Origin of the sequence: Brevibacterium sp. S111 (assembly GCF_004745075.1) — a bacterium.
In the GTDB taxonomy this organism is placed as follows: Bacteria; Actinomycetota; Actinomycetes; order Actinomycetales; family Brevibacteriaceae; genus Brevibacterium.
In genome coordinates this window covers 27,084-46,782 of record NZ_RHFH01000019.1, presented here as the reverse complement: position 1 = coordinate 46,782, position 19,699 = coordinate 27,084, and the positions used below count along the sequence as shown (strand labels likewise).

The window sequence follows — 19,699 nt, the reverse complement described above, 5'->3', positions numbered from 1 at the left end:
AACGGCAGACTCGAGCATCTACGCGGGTCCGCGCTGGGATTCCGCAACCTCACGCATTACATCGCGAGGTGTCTGCTCGAGTCCGGTGGCTTCAGACCGGTTCTACACTCTCAATTACGATGAGCCGGTTAAGGGTTTTCTGAGACTGAAATGGGCGGATGAAAAGCGTTTTCATCCGCCCATTCTGAAGGAACTGATCTCCTTGGTGGGAATGCACCGTGCGCCGAGGTGGGGCCGGCTTGGTTCTACTGCTGAGGGTTCTGACCGCGTTTGCGGTTCAGCCACTGCTGAGCGGCGGCCTGGACCGGTGAGTTCGGGGGTGTGTTCGGCTGCGGAGGAACTCCACCTTGACCGTAGCCCTGTCCGGAATCCTGCCCGTAGCCTTGCCCGGCGCCTGGACCGTAGCCCTGGCCCTGAGCCGAGCCCTGGTCCGTGGACGGTCCGGAACCCTGCCCGGAATGGCCGCCGGAGTTGCCTCCTGCGCCGCCATCGTGGCTGCGCCCGGAGTCTGCTTCGGAGCTGCGGTGTGAGCGATTGTCCGAGTCGTTGCGGTTGGTCGGCGCCGGCAGGTGCGAACCGTCCTGGGCGGCGTTGGCGGTGAACAGGGCGGTCCTGATCTCCTGGCCCATCTCACCCAGGCCGCCCGGGTTCGAAGGCATGAACAGCACGTTCGACCGGCCCTCCTGTGCGACGTTCTGCATCGTGTCGAAGTACTGGGTCATCATCAGCAGCTGCTCGGCGGTGCGGTCGATGCCGACCTCCTGCAGCAGCGCGTACTGCTCGGCGATGCCGTTGGCAATCGCCTTGCGCTGAGCGGCCACACCCTCACCGTGCAGACGCATCGCCTCCGATTCGGCCTGTGCCTGAGTCACGCGCTTGATCTTGTCGGCCTCGGCCAGGGACTGCGCTGCGACCTTGTCGCGCTGGGCGGCGTTGATCGAGTTCATCGATTCGCGCACCCGCGGATCCGGGGTGATGTCCGTGACCAGAGTGCTCACGATCTTGAAGCCGTAGCGCTTCATCGACTCGGACAGACGGCGCTCGACGTTCTCAGCGATGTCGTCCTTCGACTCGAACGCGGTGTCCAGGGTCAGTCCCGACAGTGCCGAGCGGACCGTGTCGAAGACATACGAGCGGATCTGCTCCTCGGAGTTCGCCAGGCGGTAGTAGGCGTCGGCGACATTGTCCTCTTCGACGACGTACTGGACCGCGACCGGAACGGTGACGAAGACGTTGTCCTTCGTCTTCGACTCGATGTTGACCTCGAGCTGTTGGACCCGCAGCGAGATCGGCTTGCTCGTCGTTTCGATGAACGGCACCTTCGTGTTCAGTCCCGGCCTCGCGACCTTCTTGAACTTGCCGAACCGCTCGACGACGACGTTCTCCTGCGTCTTCACCGTGAAGAACATGCTTGTTCGCAGCTTCCCGAACAGCAGAATGGCGATGACGACGATGACGATGACTACGGTGATGAAAACCGCCGCTCCAGTCATGAGTGCTCCTTGCGTCGTGATTGTCGGCCGCACGGCGACCGCTGATGTCTACCACCCTAGTTGTCATCTCTGGCCACGTATATGACAAGGCACGACGTATATGACAGGGCAATGCGCAGATGACAGAGCAGGCAGCGGACTCGGCAAGGCTGCCGGCAAGGGCACCAGGTGTCGGTCTGCCGGGCGGCAAGGACACCAGGTGTCGACCTGCCGGGCGGCAAGGACACCAGGTGTCGACCTGCCGGGCGGCAAGGACACCAGGTGTCGGTCTGCCGGCGCGGCCGGGCGGCAAGGACACCATGAGTCGGTCTGCCGACGCGGCCGGGCGGAGGCGGATCGACAATGGGACGGCCGACCGTATCGAATGTGAAACAGACCGCCAACACATCTGATGTCAGACGTATACTGGAGGCTCGGCAAAGAACCAACGGCAGAAGGTGCTCATGACGGAGGCGACAGCGGGCGATCGGAAGGTGACGACCTCCGACAGGATCAAGGATCTCATCCTCTCAGACGGACTGAGCCCCGGGGACCTCCTGCCCACCGAAGGCGAGCTGTGTTCCCGCCTCGGTGTCTCTCGATCGAACGTGCGCGAAGCCATCCGCAAACTCTCCACCCTCGACATCGTCGACGTCCGCCACGGGCACGGCACCTACGTCGGCGAGATGACCCTCGAGGCACTTGTCGAAGCCCTCGTCTTCCGCGGAGTGCTCAGCCCCGGTGACGACCTCGACGCGCTGCGCGATGTCGTCGAGGTCCGCAAGGCCCTCGACCATGGAATGTCCGAGCAGATCGTCAACGCCATGCGGGGAACTTCGAATCCGGATCTGCGGGCCCTGGTCGATGAGATGACCGCGCTGGCCGACGCAGGCAAGACTTTCCCGCACCAGGATCGCGCCTTCCACACAGGGCTGCTCGCTCAGCTGAGCAACTCGCTCGTCGGCCAACTCGTCGCAGCGTTCTGGGACGTCCACACCGCAGTGCTGCCGAAGCTCAACGTTGCGGTGGCCGCTGATCTGAAGCAGACGGCGGAAGCGCACGGACTCATGCTTTCCGCGGCGGAATCCGGGGACGCCGAGGCCTTCCGCGCCGCGATCACTGCCCACTACGAGCCGATCATGCGCGCCCTCGAGAAGAAGTGATTGACTGAGGACATAGAACTGTACTCGGGCGAAGACGTCGAAGCAGACTCACGACATCGCAGCGGATGCCGAAACCGAAGGAGACCTCATGGAAGTTGTCATCGCTGATGAGCACACGCTGGCCGGGCTGGCCGCGGACGCGATCGAGTGTCTGCTGCGCGAGCAGACCGCGCCGGTCCTCGGGCTCGCGACCGGATCGAGTCCGCTGCGCATCTACGATGAGCTGGCTCGGCGCCACGACAGTGAGGGCCTGTCCTTCGCCCACGCCCAGGCGTTCATGCTCGACGAATACGTCGGCATCGCCGCTGACCACCCGGAGCGCTACCGCAATGTCATCGATACGGAGATCGCAACCCGCGTCGACTTCGCCGAGGGGGCAGTCCACGGTCCCGACGGAACCGCAGATGACTTGGCGGCCGCCTCGGCGGATTATGAACGGATGATCGCCGAGGCTGGCGGAATCGACCTGCAGATCCTGGGCATCGGCACCGACGGCCACGTCGCGTTCAACGAACCCGGATCCTCACTGGCTTCGCGGACGCGGGTGAAGTCACTGACGAATCAGACGCGGGTCGACAATGCGCGGTTCTTCGACGGCGATGTCGAGCAGGTGCCGAAGCTGTGCCTGACGCAGGGGATGGGGACGATCATGGAGGCCAAGCACCTCATGCTCATCGCCACCGGCGGGAACAAGGCCGAGGCCGTGCATCAGATGGTCGAGGGGCCGATCTCGGCGATGTGGCCGGCGACCGTACTGCAGATGCATCAGCACGTTACGGTGATGCTCGACGACGCCGCGGCCTCGCGGCTGCAGCTCGGCGACTACTATCGCCACGCGTACGAGAGCAAGCCTGCCTGGCAGAATCTCTGAACAGGGCCGGCCTTCGACCGCTCGGCAGAGCCTGTGAGAGCCCTGACCCCGGTCAGAATTCTCCGCTCAGCCTTCTACGCTCAGCCCTTTCCGCTCAGCTTTCGAGCGCCTCGGCGAACCATGAGGTGATCGTGGTGGGGTGAGTGATCGCGGTTCCCACGACGACCGCATCGGCGCCGGCTTCATGCGCGGCCGCGGCATGGGCGGGGGTGTGGATCCGGCCTTCGGCGACGAGCATCGCAGGCAGCTCGGCGGAACGGATCTCGCTGATGAGTTCGAGGTCGGGGCCGTCGCTCGGTACGCGCTCGCCCGAGTATCCTGCCAAGGTGGTGCCGACGATGTCGGCGCCGGCCTCAGCCGCGGCGCAAGCATCGTCGAAACTGCCGCAATCGGCCATGACCAGGGCGTTCGTCTGTTCGTGGAGACGTGAGACAGTCTCGACCAGGCTCAGCCCGTCCGGCCGTTCCCGCCGGGTTCCGTCGATGGCGACGATGTGGGAACCGGCCAGCGCCACGGCATAGGCGTGCTGGAACGTCGGGGTGATGACGACCCCGTCCCTGCCGTCCTTCCACAGCCCGATGACGGGCACCTCGACGGCTGAGCGGGAGGCCTGAATGTCGCCGAGACCCTGCACCCGTACGGCCGTCGCACCGCCGGCCACCGCTGAGGCCGCGATCTGCGCCATCGTGGTCGGATTCCGCATCGGCTCACCCGGATAGGCCTGCACGGACACGATGAGTCGTCCGCGCAGCGTATCGAGGATCTCGATCTTCGACAGCATCAGTGAGTCTCTTCCTTCTCGTCGCTCCGTGGGACTCGTTCGGTGTGCTGCGGGATCGGTCCAGCACCCCACAGCCCGGCCGCGCCGATGAGGGCGGCATCCTGCCCCAACTCTGCTTTCCGCAGCTCGATCTCGGCGGTGGCGGGGATGAGCTCGACGGTCATGGCCTCGCGTAGGGGTGCCCACCACGTGTCGTCCATATCGGCGAGGCCGCCGCCGATGACGACGACCTCGGGGGAGAGGACATTGACGATCCCGCCGAGCGCCGCGCCCAAGGCTCGTGCGCCCGTGTCGAAGGCACACACGGCAAGTGTATCTCCCGCCGAGGCGGCCGCCGCCAATTCGCGAGTGCTGGCAGGGACGGACGGTGAAGGAATTCCAGCCGGGTTGTGGGCGGAAGCAGGGGAGGAGGGACCGGAGGCCGCAACTGCCGCCGAGGCCGGTGAGGCCGGTGAGTCGTCGCCTCGCAGGAGTCGCTGATAGGTGGCGAGGATCGCCGGGCCCGAAGCGATCGCTTCGAGGTGCCCGGTCCCGCCGCACGGGCAGAGCAGCCCGGCCGCGGCCGAAGATGGCACATGCCCGATATGTCCGGCTGCCGAATTCCGACCGGTGAGCAGACTCCCGCTGATGATGGCCCCGCCGCCGATGCCGGTCCCGGCCGCGACGAGCAGCGAACTGCTCATGCCGCGGGAGGCGCCGGCAGCAGCCTCACCGAGGGCATGGGCGTGGACATCGTTGACGGCCCGCACCGGCTGTCCCGTGCGGGATTCGAGCTCGGCGGTCAGCTCGGTGCCGGCCCAGCCGGCCAACGACTCCGTCGCCGAGACCACAACACCGGTCGCAGGGTTGATCACCCCGGCCGAAGCAACGCCGATCCGCCAGTCGAGGTTGACCGAAGAGCGTGCCACACGGGCCGAGTCGCCACCGACGGAGCCCGCATCGGCCAGCCCGCTGCCGGCGGCCGAGTCGGCCGCACGGGAAGCCTGCGCTTCCGCGATGACGGCGGCGACCACCTCGGCGACGGTGTCGAGCACCGCCGCCGCCCCCTCGGCTGCAGGCGTCGGCGCGCCGCGCACATGCCTGAGCACACCGCCGATGACGGAGCCGGCACGGATCTTCGTGCCTCCGATGTCGACGGCGACGGTGGCGGGCAGAGTCACAGCAGCCCTGCGGCGCTGACGAGCATGCGGACCTTCTCAGTCTCTGCGGCATTGAGCGACTCCATCGGCTCGGCCATCGTGTTCGAGGAGATGACGCCCATGAGCTGCAGCGCGGTTTTGAACCCGCCGAGACCCGCTGCGCCGGCCGACACCCGCCCCGGGGTCGCCGCACCGGTGATGTCGAAGAGTCGGGCCACACGATCCTGCTCGGCGGCCACGGTCGACCAGTCGCCGGACTTCGCCGCGTCGAAGATGCGCACGTAGCCGGCGGGGTCGACGTTGCCGAGGCCGGGGACGATTCCCGCCGCACCGCCGAGCATGGCCCCGTCGGTGACGACCTCGTGTCCGGTGAACACGGCAAAGTCCGGCAGGTGCTTCGTCGCCAGCAGCAGGCGACGGAAGCCCACGTCGTCACCGGAGGAGTCCTTGACTCCGGCGATGACGCCTTCCTCGGCGAGACGGACGAGGACGTCGAGCGGCATCTTCATATGCGTGCGCACGGGCACGTCGTAGGCGAAGACCGGCACGCTGACATGGGCGGCGATTGCCCGCAGATGGCGCTCGACTTCGGCGGCGTCGGACAGCGCGTAGAACGGAGTCGTCACGACGGCGGCGTCCCCGCCGATGGCCAGCAGCCGGTCGGCTTCCTCGAGTACGCGGACCGTCGTCTGTTCGCTGATGCCCACGAGCACGGGCACCCGCCCGGCCGCGGCCTCGAGTGCGGTTTCGAGCACGAGGTCACGTTCGGCGTTGGAGAGGTAGGGGACCTCGCCCGAGGATCCGAGCACGAAGATGCCGTGCACGCCGCCGGCGATGAGGTGATCGACGAGGGCGGCGAGTCCCGCCCGGTCGATGTCGCCGCCCGCGGTGCGCGGGGTGAGCAGCGGGGGGATGATTCCGTGGAAGTCAGTCATGGTCGTGTCCTTGCTTGTCGTTCGTTTTGACTGCCGTCGAGGCGGCCCTCGAATCGGTCGGATGCGATCCGATCGACGGGGCCGAGTTCGCGGTGGCCGCGGAGGCGGCGACCGCCTCGACGGGGTTGGTGGGGACCCTGCGGGTGTAGGCGGCGCGCTTGGCGTAGATCGTCAGCGGCAGCACATCGTGGCCGCTGCGGCGGCCGAAGGTGCCGGTGAGCAGCGAGATGAGGTAGCCGAAGATCATAGCGCCGATGAAGGCGACCGTGGAGACCGCAAACGGGGTCAGTCCGGCCCGCTCCTGGACGAACCAAGCCAGTCCTGCACCGACGACGAGCCCGGCGAGCACACCGGAGGTATTCGCGCGTTTGGTGAAGATGCCGAGTGCGAAGACGCCGGCGAGCGGGACGCCGAAGAGCCCGGTGATGGACAGGAAGAGATCCCAGGTCTGGGCCTGATCGGTTGCCGAGAGGTAGAGCGCGACGGACACGGACAGGGCGCCGACGATGACGATGACGGCGCGGGAGAAGCCGACGCCGGTGCGGGCCTGGCCGGTCTTGGGTGGGAAGAAGCGGTCGCGGATGTCCACGGTCACGCATGCGGAGATCGAATTGAGGCTCGAGGAGATCGTCGACTGTGCGGCGGCGAAGATCGCGGCGATGAGCAGTCCGGAGACTCCTGCCGGCAGCGCGGTGACCGCGAAGTACGGCACGAGCGCCGAGGTGTTGAACCCCTCGGGCAGGGCCTGCGAATGCTTGTAGAAGCTGAAGAGAACGGTGCCGATCCCGTAGAACAGGGGGATCGTCAGCAGGGCGAGGAAGCCGTTGACGATGAGCGAACGTGCTGTCGACTTCGGCGAATCCGTGGTCTGGTAACGCTGGACGACGTCCTGGCTGGCCGTGTACTGATGCAGGTTGTTGAAGACTGAGCCGAGGAAGACGATCGGGATCGCCGCGGCGGCTCCGCCGAACTTCCAGTTGTCTGCGGAGATGAACTTGTCGTTGGCGGCGGCGTCAGTGACCACGGTGGCCAGGCCCCCGTCGAGGGCCATGATGCCGAAGACGAGGATGACGGCGGCGCCGACGAGGAGGATGATGCCTTGGACGACGTCGGACCAGATGACGCCTTCGATGCCGCCGAGGAAGGTGTAGACGACCGAGAGCACGCCGACGGCTCCGGCGACCAGCGCTGGGTTGATGTCGGTGACCGAGCTGATGGCCAAGGTCGGCAGGTAGATGACGATGGCGACGCGGCCGATATGGAAGAGGACGAAGAGAACCGAACCGATCACGCGGATGCTTGGACCGAAGCGCTCCTCGAGATACTCATAGGCCGTGGTGACATCGAGCTTGCGGAAGAAGGGGATGTAGAAGATCACCAGCAGCGGGACGATCGCGAAGATCGCGATATTGCCGGCCGCATAGGACCAGTCGGCGAGAAAGGCCTGCTCGGGCGTGGACATGTAGGTGATCGCCGACAGCGTCGTCGCATAGATCGAGAAACCTGCCGCCCATGCCGGGATCCGTCCGCTGGCCTTGAAGAACTCCTCTGTTCCTCCGCTGGCTCGCCGGGTGAACCAGACCCCGATACCGAGGGTGGCCAAGAGGTAGATGATGATCACGGCCCAGTTGAGGCCGCCGAGTCCCGGAGCGTCCATGCTCCCTCCTCACGTGAAGTTCGTAGGGGACCGGTGAGAGCGTCGAGTCCCGACTGACACATAGGACGTCTGATGTCCTATGTTATGAATCTACGGGAATGTGCGGTACGGCACAACCCTCGCCGAGGTGGCAGCTCGGTTTCGCAGGAAGGCGCACCGGGCGATCGTGCCGTGGAGGTCCTGATGAGGCGCGAGTTGCTCAGTCGTGGAGACCCTGGTGGGGTGCGAGTCTGCTCAGCCGTGACGTCCTGGCGGTGTGCGGGTGTGCTCAGTCGTGGGGGACGTGGACGTCGATGGTCAGTTCCGGCTTCGTCTGCGGGCGTTCGTCCGCGGGGAACGAGTCGACGATCTGATCGACGAAGGGCTGGAGGAAGAGTCGGCCCATCTGGCGGACCATGACGGTGACGACCTGCTCGACGCGATCGCGATCCGTCGAGGCGAGCCCACTCGAGCGCATCGAGTCGACGCTCTGACGTGAGAGCCGGGAGAGGCGAGTGATGAGAGTGCGGGACTCGGGATCTTCGAGGAGCTCGCGACGCAGATAGCTGACGATCAGCGGATTCTGCTCCAGCATGCGCGCCACAGCTGCGTCTCGGCCGGCTGCCCCCGCCACGGAATCGTGCGCGGCGGCATCGGCGCCGGCGATCGCGGACTCGAACAGGTCGACGATCCAGCTCTCCACGGCCTCACGCAGCCCGTCTTTGGACCCGAAGTGGTGGGAGATCAGTCCGATCGCCACACCCGCCTCGGCGGCGATGGCGCGCAAAGGGGTCCCGGCGAAGCCGAAGCTCGCGAACTGATGCAGGGCGGCATTGCGGATGCGGGCGCGGCTGGTCAGGTCCGCTGTCGCGGGGTCGGCTTGCGTGGGAGCCGCTGCCGCTTGCGTGGGAGGGGTCGCCGAATCGGGGAATTCGGAATCGGCGTCAGCGTCTCTGCTGCCCGGATGCGGCGGCATACTCATGTCTTCACCCCTGTCGTCGGCGTCCATTCTCGCAGACCTCTTCCGGCCTCGATCTGCCGTGAAAGTATTGAACGTTCTTTCAATATCCTATACATTCATTCAAAAGCGCGGAACGGATTCGACTGAAGGGCTCTGGATGACTGACCACGATCCACTCGCCGGAATCACGGTGATCTCGCTCGCGATCAATCTGCCGGGGCCGCTTGCCGCCGCGCGGCTGAGCGCTCTCGGTGCCGATGTCATCAAGGTTGAGCCTCCGAGCGGTGACCCCCTCGATCAGACGGTCCCCGAGTACTACGGTGAACTGACCGCAGGGCAGGAGATCCGCACCATCGATCTCAAGGAGGCGGTGGGAGTCAAGGAACTCGAGACGCTCGTGGCCGGCGCCGACATCCTGCTCACCTCCATGCGGCCACGGGCCGCAGCCGCGCTCGGACTGCCTCAGCTCGTGGACAAGCATGGGCTCGTCCACGTCGAGATCGTCGGGTTCGCCGGCGACCGCGCCGATGTGCCCGGACACGACCTCACCTATCAGGCCGCGCATTCCACCCTCGTCCCTGGAACCATGCCCACCGTGCCGGTCGCCGATGTCCTCGGCGGTGAGCACGCCGCGCTGCGGGCGCTGGCCGGACTGCGGCGGCTCGAAGCCAAACGCGCCTCCGGTCAGGACGCCGGCGGAATCGTCGAACGCGTCGTCCTCGACGAGGCGGCCGGATGGGCGGCAGGACCGGCACGGCACGGATTGAGCTCACCGGGGGCCATCCTCGGCGGGGGACTGCCCGTGTATCGGACGTATGCCACGGCCGACGGACATGTCGCGGTGGCCTGCCTCGAACCGCATTTCGCGAAGGCCCTGGCGTCGCTGCTCGGATCCGATCATGAGGAGCTCGAGCGGGCCTTCGTCGTCGAGTCCACCGCGCATTGGATGGCGTTCGCCGACGAACATGATCTGCCGATCGAGAAGGTCGCGCTGGGCTGAGGCCCCGGCAGCTCGGATTCGCCCAAGCACCGGCTCGGCCACAACGGCCACTCGAAGAGACGACAGCACACCACAGACAGGAGACGAAGCAATGATTCTCGACGGATACCGCGGCGCGTGGGAGACCCAGGAAACAGATGATCTGCGTGATCTGGCGCGCGGATTCATCGCCAAGGAGATCGTGCCGAACGAAGCCCGCTTCGCCGAGCAGAAGCAGGTCGATCGCGAATTGTGGAACCGCGCCGGAGACGCCGGTCTGCTGTGCGTGTCGATTCCCGAGGAGTACGGCGGCGGAGGCGGCACCTTCGCTCATGAAGCCGTCCTCCTCCAGGAGCAGGGATTCGTCGGCGACACCGCGTGGGGCAACAGTGTCCACTCGACGATCAACGCCCACTACATCAACGCCTTCGGCACCGAGGAGCAGAAGCAGAGGTGGCTGCCGCGTATGGCCACGGGCGAGCTCGTCTCGGCCATCGCGATGACCGAACCCGGCACCGGCTCCGACCTGCAGAGCGTGAAGACCCGGGCCGTGCGCGACGGCGACGACTACGTCATCAACGGGGCGAAGACGTTCATCACCAACGGCACCCACGCCGACCTCGTCATCATCGTGGCGCGCACAAGCGATGAGCCCGGGGCGAAGGGGCTCTCGCTCATCGTCGCCGAGGTGGCCGACCTGCCCGGGTTCTCCCGCGGCCGCGTACTCGACAAGGTCGGCCTGCACGGGCAGGACACCCGCGAGCTGTTCTTCGAGGACATGCGAGTCCCGGCCGAGAACGTCCTCGGCGGGACGGAGGGTCGCGGCTTCCTCCAACTCATGCAGCAGCTGCCGCAGGAGCGTCTGGCCATCGCCGTCGGAGGTGCGGCGACCGCGGAGTTCGCCGTCCGCGAGGCGGTCGCCTACGCGAAGGACCGCGAGGCCTTCGGTCGGTCCATCCTCGACTTCCAGAACACGAAGTTCGTCCTCGCCGAATGTGCGACGGAAGCGCTGTCCGTGCGCACCTTCGTCGACCATCTCACCAGCGAACACATCGAGGGAACGCTGACGACCGAACGGGCCTCGGCCGGAAAGTACTGGGTCACGGACGCCCAGAACCGCGTCGTCGACCGCTGCCTGCAGATCTTCGGCGGGTACGGATACATGCTCGAGTACCCGATCGCCCGCCTCTACGCCGATTCGCGCGTGCAGAAGATCTACGGCGGCACGAACGAGATCATGAAGGAACTCATCGCCCGCGGACTGTGATCGGCAATCGCGAGTAGTGACCATCGCCCGCGGGCTGTGATCGGGCCGCCTCGGCGAGGGGATCTGCCTGTGTGCCCCCTCAAGGCCGGAAGGGCGGGGATATGGGAAGATTGAAGGCGTGTCGAAAGTACTTGAGATCCTGACCCCGGACGGGCTGCCGCCGCTGCCCGAGAAGCCCGGCGTCTCCTACATCATGCCGGTGCTCAACGAGGCCGAGCACATCCGGCAGGCGATCACGACGATCCTGTCCCAGGACTACGACGGGGACAAGGAAGTCGTCCTCGCGCTCGGACCCTCGACCGACGACACGAACGCCATCATCGAGCAGATGGCCGCCGCCGATCCGCGCATCCAGACGGTCGACAACCCGCAGGCCGCGACGCCCATCGGGCTCAATCTCGCCTTCGCCGCGACCCGTCACGAGGTCATCATCCGCGTCGACGCGCACTCCGGCCTCAACCCCGAATACACACAGCAGGCCATCGACACCCTGCGCGAGACCAGAGCCGCGAACTGCGGCGGACTCATGCTTGCCCGCGGCAAGACCGCCTTCCAGAAAGCCGTGGCCCGTGCCTACATGTCCCCGGTCGGACTCGGCGGGCCCGCCTACCATTCCGGCGACGAAGCCCAGGAAGCCGAATCCGCGTACCTCGGCGTCTACCGACGTGAGGTCTTCGAAACCCTCGAAGGCTTCGACGAAGGCATCAAACGCGGCCAGGACTGGGAACTCAACCTGCGCATCCGCACCGCCGGCGGCCGCATCTGGTTCAACCCGGACATGCAGGTGACCTACTGGCCGCGCGGAACCTGGTCGAAGATCGCCCAGCAGTTCTGGGCGACGGGAATCTGGCGGGCCGAACTCATCCGCCGCTACGGCGGGCAGAACTCGATCCGCTACTTCGCCCCGCCGGTGCTCGTGCTCGGCATGGGGGCGGCGGTCCTCGAAACCCTGCTCCAGCTCAGCGGCACGACGAAGAAGTGGCCGAAGTTCCTCCGCCGTTTCACCTCCCTGATCCACGTGCCGAGCTTCGGCTACATCGCCGGCATCCTGGCAACCGCCTCGGCGGCGAAGGACTGCGGCCGCAGGGAACGGTTCTGGTTCGGCATCGTCCTGCCGACCATGCACCTGTGCTGGGGTGCCGGATTCCTCAAGGGCCTGGTCACCGGGGCCGGCACGACGGAGGACAGCAGCCGATGAGCAAGAAGAAGCCGAGCAGGAAGCAGCGCAGCGGAATCGACAAGGACCGCTACGGCCGTGGCCTCACCGACCCGCTGCCGGCCGTCGATCCCGAATCCAATGAGCGCACCCCCGTGCCGGATCGGCCGGAGCCGAAGAAGTTCTACGCACCCCTGTGGGCCGGCGGAATCGTCGTCCTCCTCGTTCTCGGCGTGTTCCTCTTCAACGTCTTCGGCTCGAAGGACCAGCTCACCGTCGATTCCCTCAACCCGCCGGCCGTCGCCGCGCTCGACGGCGGATCCGCGGTGTACCCGGCGAACTCGAAGATCGCCTTCACCGAGAACGTGAAGTTCGGTTACCTGCCCGCCCCGACCCTGACCGCGCTGGGCGACGGGACGATCGTCGCCGCGAACCCCGAGACGGCGACCGAGCAGATGGGCCTGAAGAAGGACCTCGACGAGATCACCGTCGACGAATTCCGTGATGCCTCGATCACGCCTCCGCGCAAGGACACGCAGGCCGGCGAGACCATCACCTGGGATGACCTCGTCGGCGAGGTCGGCGGCGACACCGTCTTCCTGCCCGCCATCGATTCCGCCGAGGTGGCCGAACCGGCCTTGAAGACCATCACCGAGGCGGGGCTCGAGGAATCGACGATTGTGCGCACCGATGACGCCGAGGTGGCCCGTGCCGCCGCCGATGCCGGTGTCGATGCGATGTTCACCGGAGACTACTCCGGAAGCTCACCCGAGGACCTCGGCCCGGCCGGCTACACCGCAGTGGCGGTGAAAGCAGACGCGGCGGCGGACTGGACCGAATCGGACCTCGCCGTATGGGTGACCGGAGTCAAGGACAAGAAGGAACTCGAGACTCTCGCCGATGCCGGTGCCGTCGGCGCCCTGAGCACGAACCCATACAAGGTTCTGCCCTCCGAAGTGAAGTCCGACTGAACGTGCAGCTGGGGCGGACAGCCGCCTCGGCGCATTGCCGTTGACAACCCCGACGATGACACCCTGACGAAGAAGGAGACGCCATGACACAGCCCATCGGAAACCCCTCACACATCGGCAACCTGGACGCGAGCCAGCTCGGACCGCAGCCGACCTACCTGCCTGAGGATCACCCGGATGTGGACGCGAAGAAGCGCATCGACGCCGGTGAGGAACCCATCGACGTCGCCGCAGCGCTGCCGGCCTCCTCCCTGGCCTGGGCCGAACTCGCCGATGAAGCCCACCAGGAGGGTCGCCTCGTCGACGCCTATGCCTACGCCCGCGTCGGTTACCACCGCGGACTCGACGCCCTGCGCGCCGCCGGATGGCGCGGCGCCGGCCCGATCCCGTACTCGCACGAAGTCAACCGCGGATTCCTCCGCGCCCTCTACGCGCTCGGCCGTGCCGCCGGTGCGATCGGCGAAGGCGAAGAAGCCGCGCGCATTGAGGAATTCCTCCGCTCGTCTGACCCGAGCGCCGCCGAAGCCATCGGCAAGGGGGAGTAGGCCCGCCCGACCCCGTCGGACACATCGGTCTCCGTGGCGCGTGAGCAAACGCACCACGGAGACCGATTGTGCTTGTCGGTGGGGCGGCGTAGAACTATATGAATGGGTAATACTTCCGAGACGGTCATGACAGCTGAGCAGCGCAAGATCCTTGCAGTGATGCTCGTCCCGATGTTCATGTCGCTGCTGAGCGTCTCGATCGTCAACGTCATCCTGCCCGATATGCAGCGCTCGATCGGCGCCTCGAACTCGGCGATCCAATGGGTGCTCTCCGGCTACACGCTGGCCTTCGGGGTGTTCCTCGTCGCGGCGGGCCGTGCCGGTGACCTCTTCGGCCGGGGCAGGCTCTTCGTCCTCGGCGTCAGCGTCTTCGCGCTCGGATCCCTCATCGCCGGGCTCTCGCCCGACCCGCTGATCCTCAACATCGCCCGCGTCGTCATGGGCGTGGGCTCCGGGCTGCTCAGCCCGCAGGGTGTGGGGATGCTCCAGCAGTACTTCCACGGCAAGGTGCGCGGTCGCGCCTTCGGGATGTTCGGCACGATCGTCGGCGTCTCCGTGGGCATCGGACCCGTCCTCGGCGGTGGGCTCATCGCTGTGCTCGGCGAGGAGTGGGGTTGGCGTTCGGCGTTCCTCATCAACGTCCCGATCGCTCTGGCCGCGATCATCCTCGGCCGCTTCTGGCTGCCGAAGAGTGCGTGGGTCGGGTCCGGCACCGAGACCGAACCGCACACCCGCAAGCGCGCGGACTTCGACCCGGTCGGCCTCGTGCTGCTTGCCGTCGGCACTCTGCTCATCATGCTCCCCTTCCTCGAGCGCAGCGCAGGAGCCTGGATCTACGCTCTCGTGCCCGTCGGTGCGCTCATCGTCGTCTTCTGGGTGCGCTGGGAGAACCGGTATGCCCGCCGAGGCGGATCACCGATGGTCGACATGCAGCTGTTCCGGACACGCAGCTTCGCCTATGGGGCCTCGCTGACGTCCATGTATTTCGTCGGTATGCCCGGCATCTGGGTCATCGTGGCGCTCTACCTGCAGAACGGTCTCGGGTTCCCCGCCCTCCATGCCGGCCTCATCGGTCTGCCTTCGGCGCTGCTCTCGGCCATCGCCGCACAGGCCGCCGGCCGTGTCGTGCTCACCTTCGGACGGAAGATGGTCGTCCTCGGGGTCGGAATCGGTCTCACCGGGGTCGTCGCCTCGGCGCTCCTCGTGCTGGCCCACGAGTCCTGGGGAGTCAGCATCTGGTGGCTGCTGCTCACGCTCGGGATCACCGGCCTCGGGCAGGGCATGGCGATCAGCCCGAATCAGACGCTCACGCTCGCCGAGGTCCCCGTCGACTACGCGGGCAGCTCCGGCGGCGTGATGCAGACCGGGCAGCGGGTGGGTACGGCCATCGGCATCGCGATCGTCACCGCCGTGTTCTTCGTCGTCCAGCCGCTGGCCGGGTACGGCGCGGCCATCGTCGCCGGTTTCGGGTTCATCGCCCTGGTCATCGTCTTCGCCGGAGTCATCGGCATCATCGACCTGGCCCGCGGGCGGAAGAAGGACCGGCGGGAGAACGAGCCCGTGCGAGCGTAAGGCGACAGGACGGCGTCGTCACCGGAAGTAGCGACGGATCGTCCTGTTCCACGGGTTGGCCGGCAGCTCGGGGTTGAGCAGCGAGGCACCGACGCAGTACTTGCTCACCTTGTGTTCGCGGATGCCTGCCTGCTGGAGCAGATCGTCCCAGATGCTCACTCCGCCGGCGCTCTTCGTCTCGACGAGCACATCGCGCGGCCCGCCATGGGACCGTCTGCCGTTGCGGGCCTCGATATCGAGATCGCAGGTCAGCCGTTGGTGATCGTGAGTGAGTGTCACCCGATCGTAGACGGTCTCGAGCACCGGAGTGAGATCCGCGGCGGTGTACCGCGGTCGGGCCGAGGCCTCGGTCCTCGTGTCGAGGACGGAATCGACGAAGTTCTGTCCGCTTCCGGTCAGCTCCAGGGGCCGATCGAACGGGTGGGCGATGCGCTGCTTGACCGTCTGCCCTCGGTATCCCTTCGACTTCACTTCGAGGTGGCTGGTACCGGAGTCGACATACGTGCGGGTGCGGACCTTGAACCGTTGGCGCCGGCCCTGCACATGATCGCGGAAGAACCGGAATTCGGGAGTATCGAAGTACACGGTCCGGTACTCGAAACGATGCTTCCCAGCGATCTCGAGGACCTTGAAGTCATCCTCGGTGGCGGTGAGCAGCTGCAGGAACAGCTCCCGCGGCACGAAGTACTTCCGGTCCACACGCGTCATCAGCCGAGCCTGAGCGTTGAGCTCGTCGAGGCTGATCGGCTCCATGCCCGCCAACTGGGCGTCGATGGCCGCTAGATCCGCGGGCACCGCGCCGGTCTGGATCCCGGTGTCGACCCCGGCGTTGATCCCGGTCTCGAGCACGGTGTCGGTCGGTGTCTCGGGCGTGACCCCGATTCCGGTCTCGTGTTCGGATTCGGTCAATGTGCGCATCTCAGCGCACCTCGGACGTGGTCGAATCCGGCATCCATGCCACGGCTCCGGTTCGCTGGGAATCGGCGGCCGCCTCGGCGCGGGTGGTCGTGGCGGACTTGCGGGCAGGCTTGGCGGTGTAGCGGACATCGACGAGCGTGGTGTCGCGGACCATATCGATGTCGAGGACTTCGACGCGCACGGTCTCGGCGGCGAAGACGTCCTTGAGATAGGCGATGAGCTCGTTGCGGTCGGTGATCGCACGGTCGACGGTGAAGGTGTGACGGTGCGTCGACGACGCGACCAGCGGGCTGTCGAGGATCGCGATGGCGAGGATGACCAGCAGCGACAGCAGCGGGGTCAGCCACATCGGCTCCGGGTGCAGACCGGCGAGCAGACCGAGGGCCAGGGCGGTGAAGTAGTAGGCGATCTCCTGCTGCGTGATCTGATCCGAGCGCAGACGGATGATCGAGAGGATGCCGAACAGGCCCATGCCCAGACCGACGCCGACCTCGACCGAACCCAGCGCCGAGGTGACCGCGACGACGCCGATGTTGAGCGCAACATAGGACAGCAGCAGATCGCGACGGCGATGCCGGCGGAAGTACAGAACGTAGGCGAGCACGAAGATCGCGATGAGATCGGTGGCCAGAGCAATGGCGAATGACATGTTTCCTCCTTGATGTGTTCATTCACCACATTGCTAGCCGAGATTAAGATGATGATGAGGAGAAGATGAGAGTCTTCACATCTTCGGCACACGTAGCCGGTAGCCGACCCCGCGGACGGTCTCGATCGCGTCCCGACCCAGCTTCTCCCGCAGGTAGCGGACATAGACATCGACGACATTCGAACCGGGATCGAAGTCGAGCCCCCACACACGGCTGAGCAGCTGGGCGCGACTGAGCACTTGATCCGGATGCTTGAGGAAGACCTCGAGGAGCGTGAACTCCCGCGAACTCAACTCGATCGCCTGATCCCCGACCAGGGCCCGGCGGGTGCGGATGTCCACGGCGACGTCACCGGCGCGCAGCACCGTGGCCTCCTGCGCCTCGGCCGGTCGCAGCCGGAGCCGCACCCGGGCCAGGAGCTCATCGAAGGCGAAGGGTTTGCGCATATAGTCATCGGCCCCGCCCGACAGCCCGGCCACGGTGTCCTCGATGGACTCGCGGGCGGTGAGGATGATGACGGGCAGGTCATGACGTTCGGCGCGGATCATCCGCAGCACGCTGAAGCCGTCGAGGCCGGGCAGCCCCAGGTCGAGGATGACGAGGTCGAAACCGCCGCTGCGGACGAACTCGACGGCCATATGTCCGTCATCGGCGACCTCGGTGGCGAAGCCTTCGGCGGCGAGCCCCTTGGCGACGAACGAAGAGATGCGGTCCTCGTCCTCGACGATGAGAATGCGTGTCAACGGCTGTCTCCTTCTGTGCGGTGCCACGGCAGGGTGAGAGTGAACAGGGCGCCTTGGCCGGCAGCGGACCTCACGCTCACATTACCGTCATGGGCGCGGGCGATGCGGTCGACGATCGTCAGACCCAGCCCCGTGCCCTTGCGACCGCCACGGCTCGTCGACGCCGTGGCGAAGCGGTCGAAGATGCGCTGCTGGTCCGAGGCGGCGATGCCGGCCCCGGTGTCACGGACCCACAGGTGCACACTGTGCTCGTCGAGGCGGCCTCCGAAGGCGATGGTGTCCTCGGGCGTCGTGTGGTCGACGGCGTTCGCGGCCAATTGGAGCAGCGCCTGCGTGAGGCGCTCATCGTCGACGAGGCCGAAGCCCTCGGGTGCTGCGTCGATGATCCAGTTGCGCGGGGCCAATGCGCTGGCCTTCGAGAAGCTGCTGATGACGAGGTCCATGAGGTCGGTGTTCGTGCGGTCGAGGAAGTCCGGTCGTTCGCTGCGGGCAAGCATGACGAGATCGTCGACGAGGCGGGACATCCGCTGGAGCTCGTCGTCGACGAGTTCCAAGGTGTTCTGCCGGTCCACGGGATCATCGCCCATGACCTGAAGATGGCCGCGCACGACCGTGATCGGGGTCCGCAGCTCGTGGCCGGCATCGTCGAGCAGCTGGCGTTGGCCCTCGAAAGCCGCCTCGAGCCGGTCGAGCATCCGGTTGAAGGTGAGACTGAGCTGGGCGACGTCGTCATTGCCGGTGACCTCGATGCGGCGATCGAGTTCGTCCTCACCGATGCCCGCGGCGGTCTCCCGCAGACGCCTGATGGGTTCGAGGACCCGCCCGGCGACAACCCAGCCGAGGAGTCCGGCGGCGATGAGCGCGACTACGGCCACCCAGATCATCGTCCAGATCGTCGTCCACGCCTCGTCGAGGTCGTCGGCGAGAAACTCGATGACGACGAGCTGAGCATGCTGCGGCTGCCCTTCGATCTCGACGGGGACGACCGCATAGGCGACGGGCCCGGCCGCGGTCTTCAGCTCCCCGGATGTCGGGGTCTTCGCCTTCGCCGCGGCGGCGACGAACTGGGCATCCTGATCGAGGCGCAGCGGTGGGGTGTCGGCGCTGCGTTGGTCCTCTTTGCCGTCGATGATGGAGAAGAAGGTCTCCGTGTGCTCGGGCAGGTTGTTCTGCAGATGACTCGTCATGAGCGCCCGCACCGAGGCATAGGGGTGGCCGTCGGTCGGGTCGGGTTTGGACGCGAACTCACGGAACTTCGCGACCTCGTGTTCGAGTTCGGCATCGGCATGGGCGCGGACCCCCGCGAGCTCGGCCCGAGCCGTGGTCACGACGATGATGGAGACCGCGACGGTGAGCACGAGCATGATCCAGGCCAGAATCCGGGTGCGGGCGGTGATTCCCTCACGCCGATCAGTCGTCGTCATCGTCGTCATCATCATCATCGTCGTCGGCGTCGTCCGCATCGTCGGCATCGTCGTCATCGAGGTCGTCGTCATCGTCGTCGAGCTCATCGTCGTCATCGTCGAGGTCGTCATCGTCGCCGGCCGAACGCGGTGGGGCGGGAGTGATGCGGTCGGCGCCTCCGGGACGATCGGAGGACGGCGAACTCGGCCCGGTGGAGGGCTCGGTCGACGGTTCGAGAGTCGGTTCGGTCGACGGGTCGTCGGAGCCGGGACCCGGCGCCGAGGTGTCGGAGGGGACGATGACGGGCGGGCCGAGCTCGGTGCCGTCGTCGTCGATCGACTGTTCGAGAGCGAACCATGCGAGCGCGGCGAGCACCACCGTGCCGATGCCCATCAACCAACCGAATCGCCCCATGCCACCAGTATGGTCGAACCGGCGCGCGGTGTGCCGGGTGAAGCGATGAGAATGCTCTCATCCGGTGCTCGAAGGCGGCGAGTGAGCCGAGGAACAGCAGGTGCGGCGGATGAGCCGGGGAG

Annotated in this window: 19 protein-coding genes; 8 read left to right on the top strand and 11 right to left on the bottom strand. The window is 66.5% G+C overall.

Translation table 11 applies throughout. The annotated features are described in order from the left end of the window. Window positions 1-245: 245 nt before the first annotated feature. The gene (locus EB836_RS16420; protein ID WP_135542318.1) at window positions 246-1,493 is read right to left on the bottom strand and encodes an SPFH domain-containing protein; all 1,248 of its coding nucleotides are present in this window, start codon (window positions 1,491-1,493) and stop codon (window positions 246-248) included. Between the two features lie 443 nt (window positions 1,494-1,936). Between EB836_RS16420 and EB836_RS16415 the strand changes: the two genes are divergently transcribed. Both EB836_RS16415 and nagB read left to right on the top strand, forming a co-directional pair. Continuing rightward, entirely contained in the window at window positions 1,937-2,635 is a 699-nt protein-coding gene (locus EB836_RS16415) for a GntR family transcriptional regulator (RefSeq protein ID WP_135542315.1), read from the top strand. Window positions 2,636-2,723: 88 nt separating this feature from the next. Then, window positions 2,724-3,506, top strand: a complete 783-nt coding sequence (nagB, locus tag EB836_RS16410; protein ID WP_135542312.1) for a glucosamine-6-phosphate deaminase — start codon at window positions 2,724-2,726, stop codon at window positions 3,504-3,506. Window positions 3,507-3,600: 94 nt separating this feature from the next. Here the strand turns inward: nagB and EB836_RS16405 are convergent, their stop codons facing one another. The 5 genes from EB836_RS16405 to EB836_RS16385 all read right to left on the bottom strand — a co-directional run bounded on the left by EB836_RS16405 (window position 3,601) and on the right by EB836_RS16385 (window position 8,979). Continuing rightward, entirely contained in the window at window positions 3,601-4,287 is a 687-nt protein-coding gene (locus EB836_RS16405) for an N-acetylmannosamine-6-phosphate 2-epimerase (RefSeq protein WP_135542309.1), read from the bottom strand. Beyond that, window positions 4,287-5,447, bottom strand: a complete 1,161-nt coding sequence (locus EB836_RS16400) for an ROK family protein (RefSeq protein WP_240690099.1) — start codon at window positions 5,445-5,447, stop codon at window positions 4,287-4,289. The genes EB836_RS16405 and EB836_RS16400 overlap by 1 nt, the downstream gene beginning before the upstream one ends. Further along, window positions 5,444-6,361: a dihydrodipicolinate synthase family protein gene (locus EB836_RS16395; protein ID WP_135542307.1), complete on the bottom strand. Its 918-nt coding sequence runs from the start codon at window positions 6,359-6,361 to the stop codon at window positions 5,444-5,446. Before EB836_RS16395 ends, EB836_RS16400 begins: the two co-directional genes overlap by 4 nt. Beyond that, on the bottom strand, window positions 6,354-8,018 hold the full coding sequence (locus EB836_RS16390) for a sodium:solute symporter (protein WP_135542305.1): 1,665 nt from the start codon (window positions 8,016-8,018) through the stop codon (window positions 6,354-6,356). The genes EB836_RS16395 and EB836_RS16390 overlap by 8 nt, the downstream gene beginning before the upstream one ends. Window positions 8,019-8,286: 268 nt before the next feature. After that, window positions 8,287-8,979, bottom strand: a complete 693-nt coding sequence (locus EB836_RS16385; RefSeq protein WP_240690096.1) for a TetR/AcrR family transcriptional regulator — start codon at window positions 8,977-8,979, stop codon at window positions 8,287-8,289. Window positions 8,980-9,115: 136 nt separating this feature from the next. Here EB836_RS16385 and EB836_RS16380 point away from each other — a divergent pair, with 136 nt between their 5' ends. The 6 genes from EB836_RS16380 to EB836_RS16355 all read left to right on the top strand — a co-directional run bounded on the left by EB836_RS16380 (window position 9,116) and on the right by EB836_RS16355 (window position 15,448). Beyond that, window positions 9,116-9,958 carry a CoA transferase gene (locus EB836_RS16380; RefSeq protein ID WP_135542303.1) on the top strand — a complete coding sequence of 281 codons (843 nt, stop codon included), beginning with the start codon at window positions 9,116-9,118 and terminating at the stop codon, window positions 9,956-9,958. A gap of 91 nt (window positions 9,959-10,049) precedes the next feature. After that, entirely contained in the window at window positions 10,050-11,204 is a 1,155-nt protein-coding gene (locus EB836_RS16375) for an acyl-CoA dehydrogenase family protein (RefSeq protein ID WP_135542301.1), read from the top strand. 118 nt (window positions 11,205-11,322) lie between these two features. Continuing rightward, the gene (locus tag EB836_RS16370) at window positions 11,323-12,402 is read left to right on the top strand and encodes a glycosyltransferase family 2 protein (RefSeq protein WP_135542298.1); all 1,080 of its coding nucleotides are present in this window, start codon (window positions 11,323-11,325) and stop codon (window positions 12,400-12,402) included. Further along, on the top strand, window positions 12,399-13,331 hold the full coding sequence (locus EB836_RS16365) for a hypothetical protein (RefSeq protein WP_135542296.1): 933 nt from the start codon (window positions 12,399-12,401) through the stop codon (window positions 13,329-13,331). The genes EB836_RS16370 and EB836_RS16365 overlap by 4 nt, the downstream gene beginning before the upstream one ends. Window positions 13,332-13,414: 83 nt before the next feature. Further along, the gene (locus tag EB836_RS16360; RefSeq protein WP_135542293.1) at window positions 13,415-13,876 is read left to right on the top strand and encodes a DUF3151 domain-containing protein; all 462 of its coding nucleotides are present in this window, start codon (window positions 13,415-13,417) and stop codon (window positions 13,874-13,876) included. A 102-nt stretch (window positions 13,877-13,978) separates the two neighbouring features. Continuing rightward, on the top strand, window positions 13,979-15,448 hold the full coding sequence (locus EB836_RS16355; RefSeq protein ID WP_240690094.1) for an MFS transporter: 1,470 nt from the start codon (window positions 13,979-13,981) through the stop codon (window positions 15,446-15,448). Between the two features lie 18 nt (window positions 15,449-15,466). Here EB836_RS16355 and EB836_RS16350 read toward each other — a convergent pair whose 3' ends face one another. The 5 genes from EB836_RS16350 to EB836_RS18245 all read right to left on the bottom strand — a co-directional run bounded on the left by EB836_RS16350 (window position 15,467) and on the right by EB836_RS18245 (window position 19,577). Further along, window positions 15,467-16,366 carry a polyphosphate polymerase domain-containing protein gene (locus EB836_RS16350; protein ID WP_240690092.1) on the bottom strand — a complete coding sequence of 300 codons (900 nt, stop codon included), beginning with the start codon at window positions 16,364-16,366 and terminating at the stop codon, window positions 15,467-15,469. A 1-nt stretch (window position 16,367) separates the two neighbouring features. Further along, on the bottom strand, window positions 16,368-17,015 hold the full coding sequence (locus EB836_RS16345; RefSeq protein ID WP_135542290.1) for a DUF4956 domain-containing protein: 648 nt from the start codon (window positions 17,013-17,015) through the stop codon (window positions 16,368-16,370). Between the two features lie 75 nt (window positions 17,016-17,090). Further along, window positions 17,091-17,759: a response regulator transcription factor gene (locus tag EB836_RS16340; RefSeq protein WP_135542288.1), complete on the bottom strand. Its 669-nt coding sequence runs from the start codon at window positions 17,757-17,759 to the stop codon at window positions 17,091-17,093. Continuing rightward, window positions 17,756-19,270, bottom strand: coding sequence for a HAMP domain-containing sensor histidine kinase (locus EB836_RS16335; protein WP_167854497.1), 1,515 nt, complete (start codon window positions 19,268-19,270; stop codon window positions 17,756-17,758). The genes EB836_RS16340 and EB836_RS16335 overlap by 4 nt, the downstream gene beginning before the upstream one ends. Then, on the bottom strand, window positions 19,170-19,577 hold the full coding sequence (locus tag EB836_RS18245) for a hypothetical protein (protein ID WP_167854496.1): 408 nt from the start codon (window positions 19,575-19,577) through the stop codon (window positions 19,170-19,172). The genes EB836_RS16335 and EB836_RS18245 overlap by 101 nt, the downstream gene beginning before the upstream one ends. Between the last annotated feature and the right edge of the window lie 122 nt (window positions 19,578-19,699).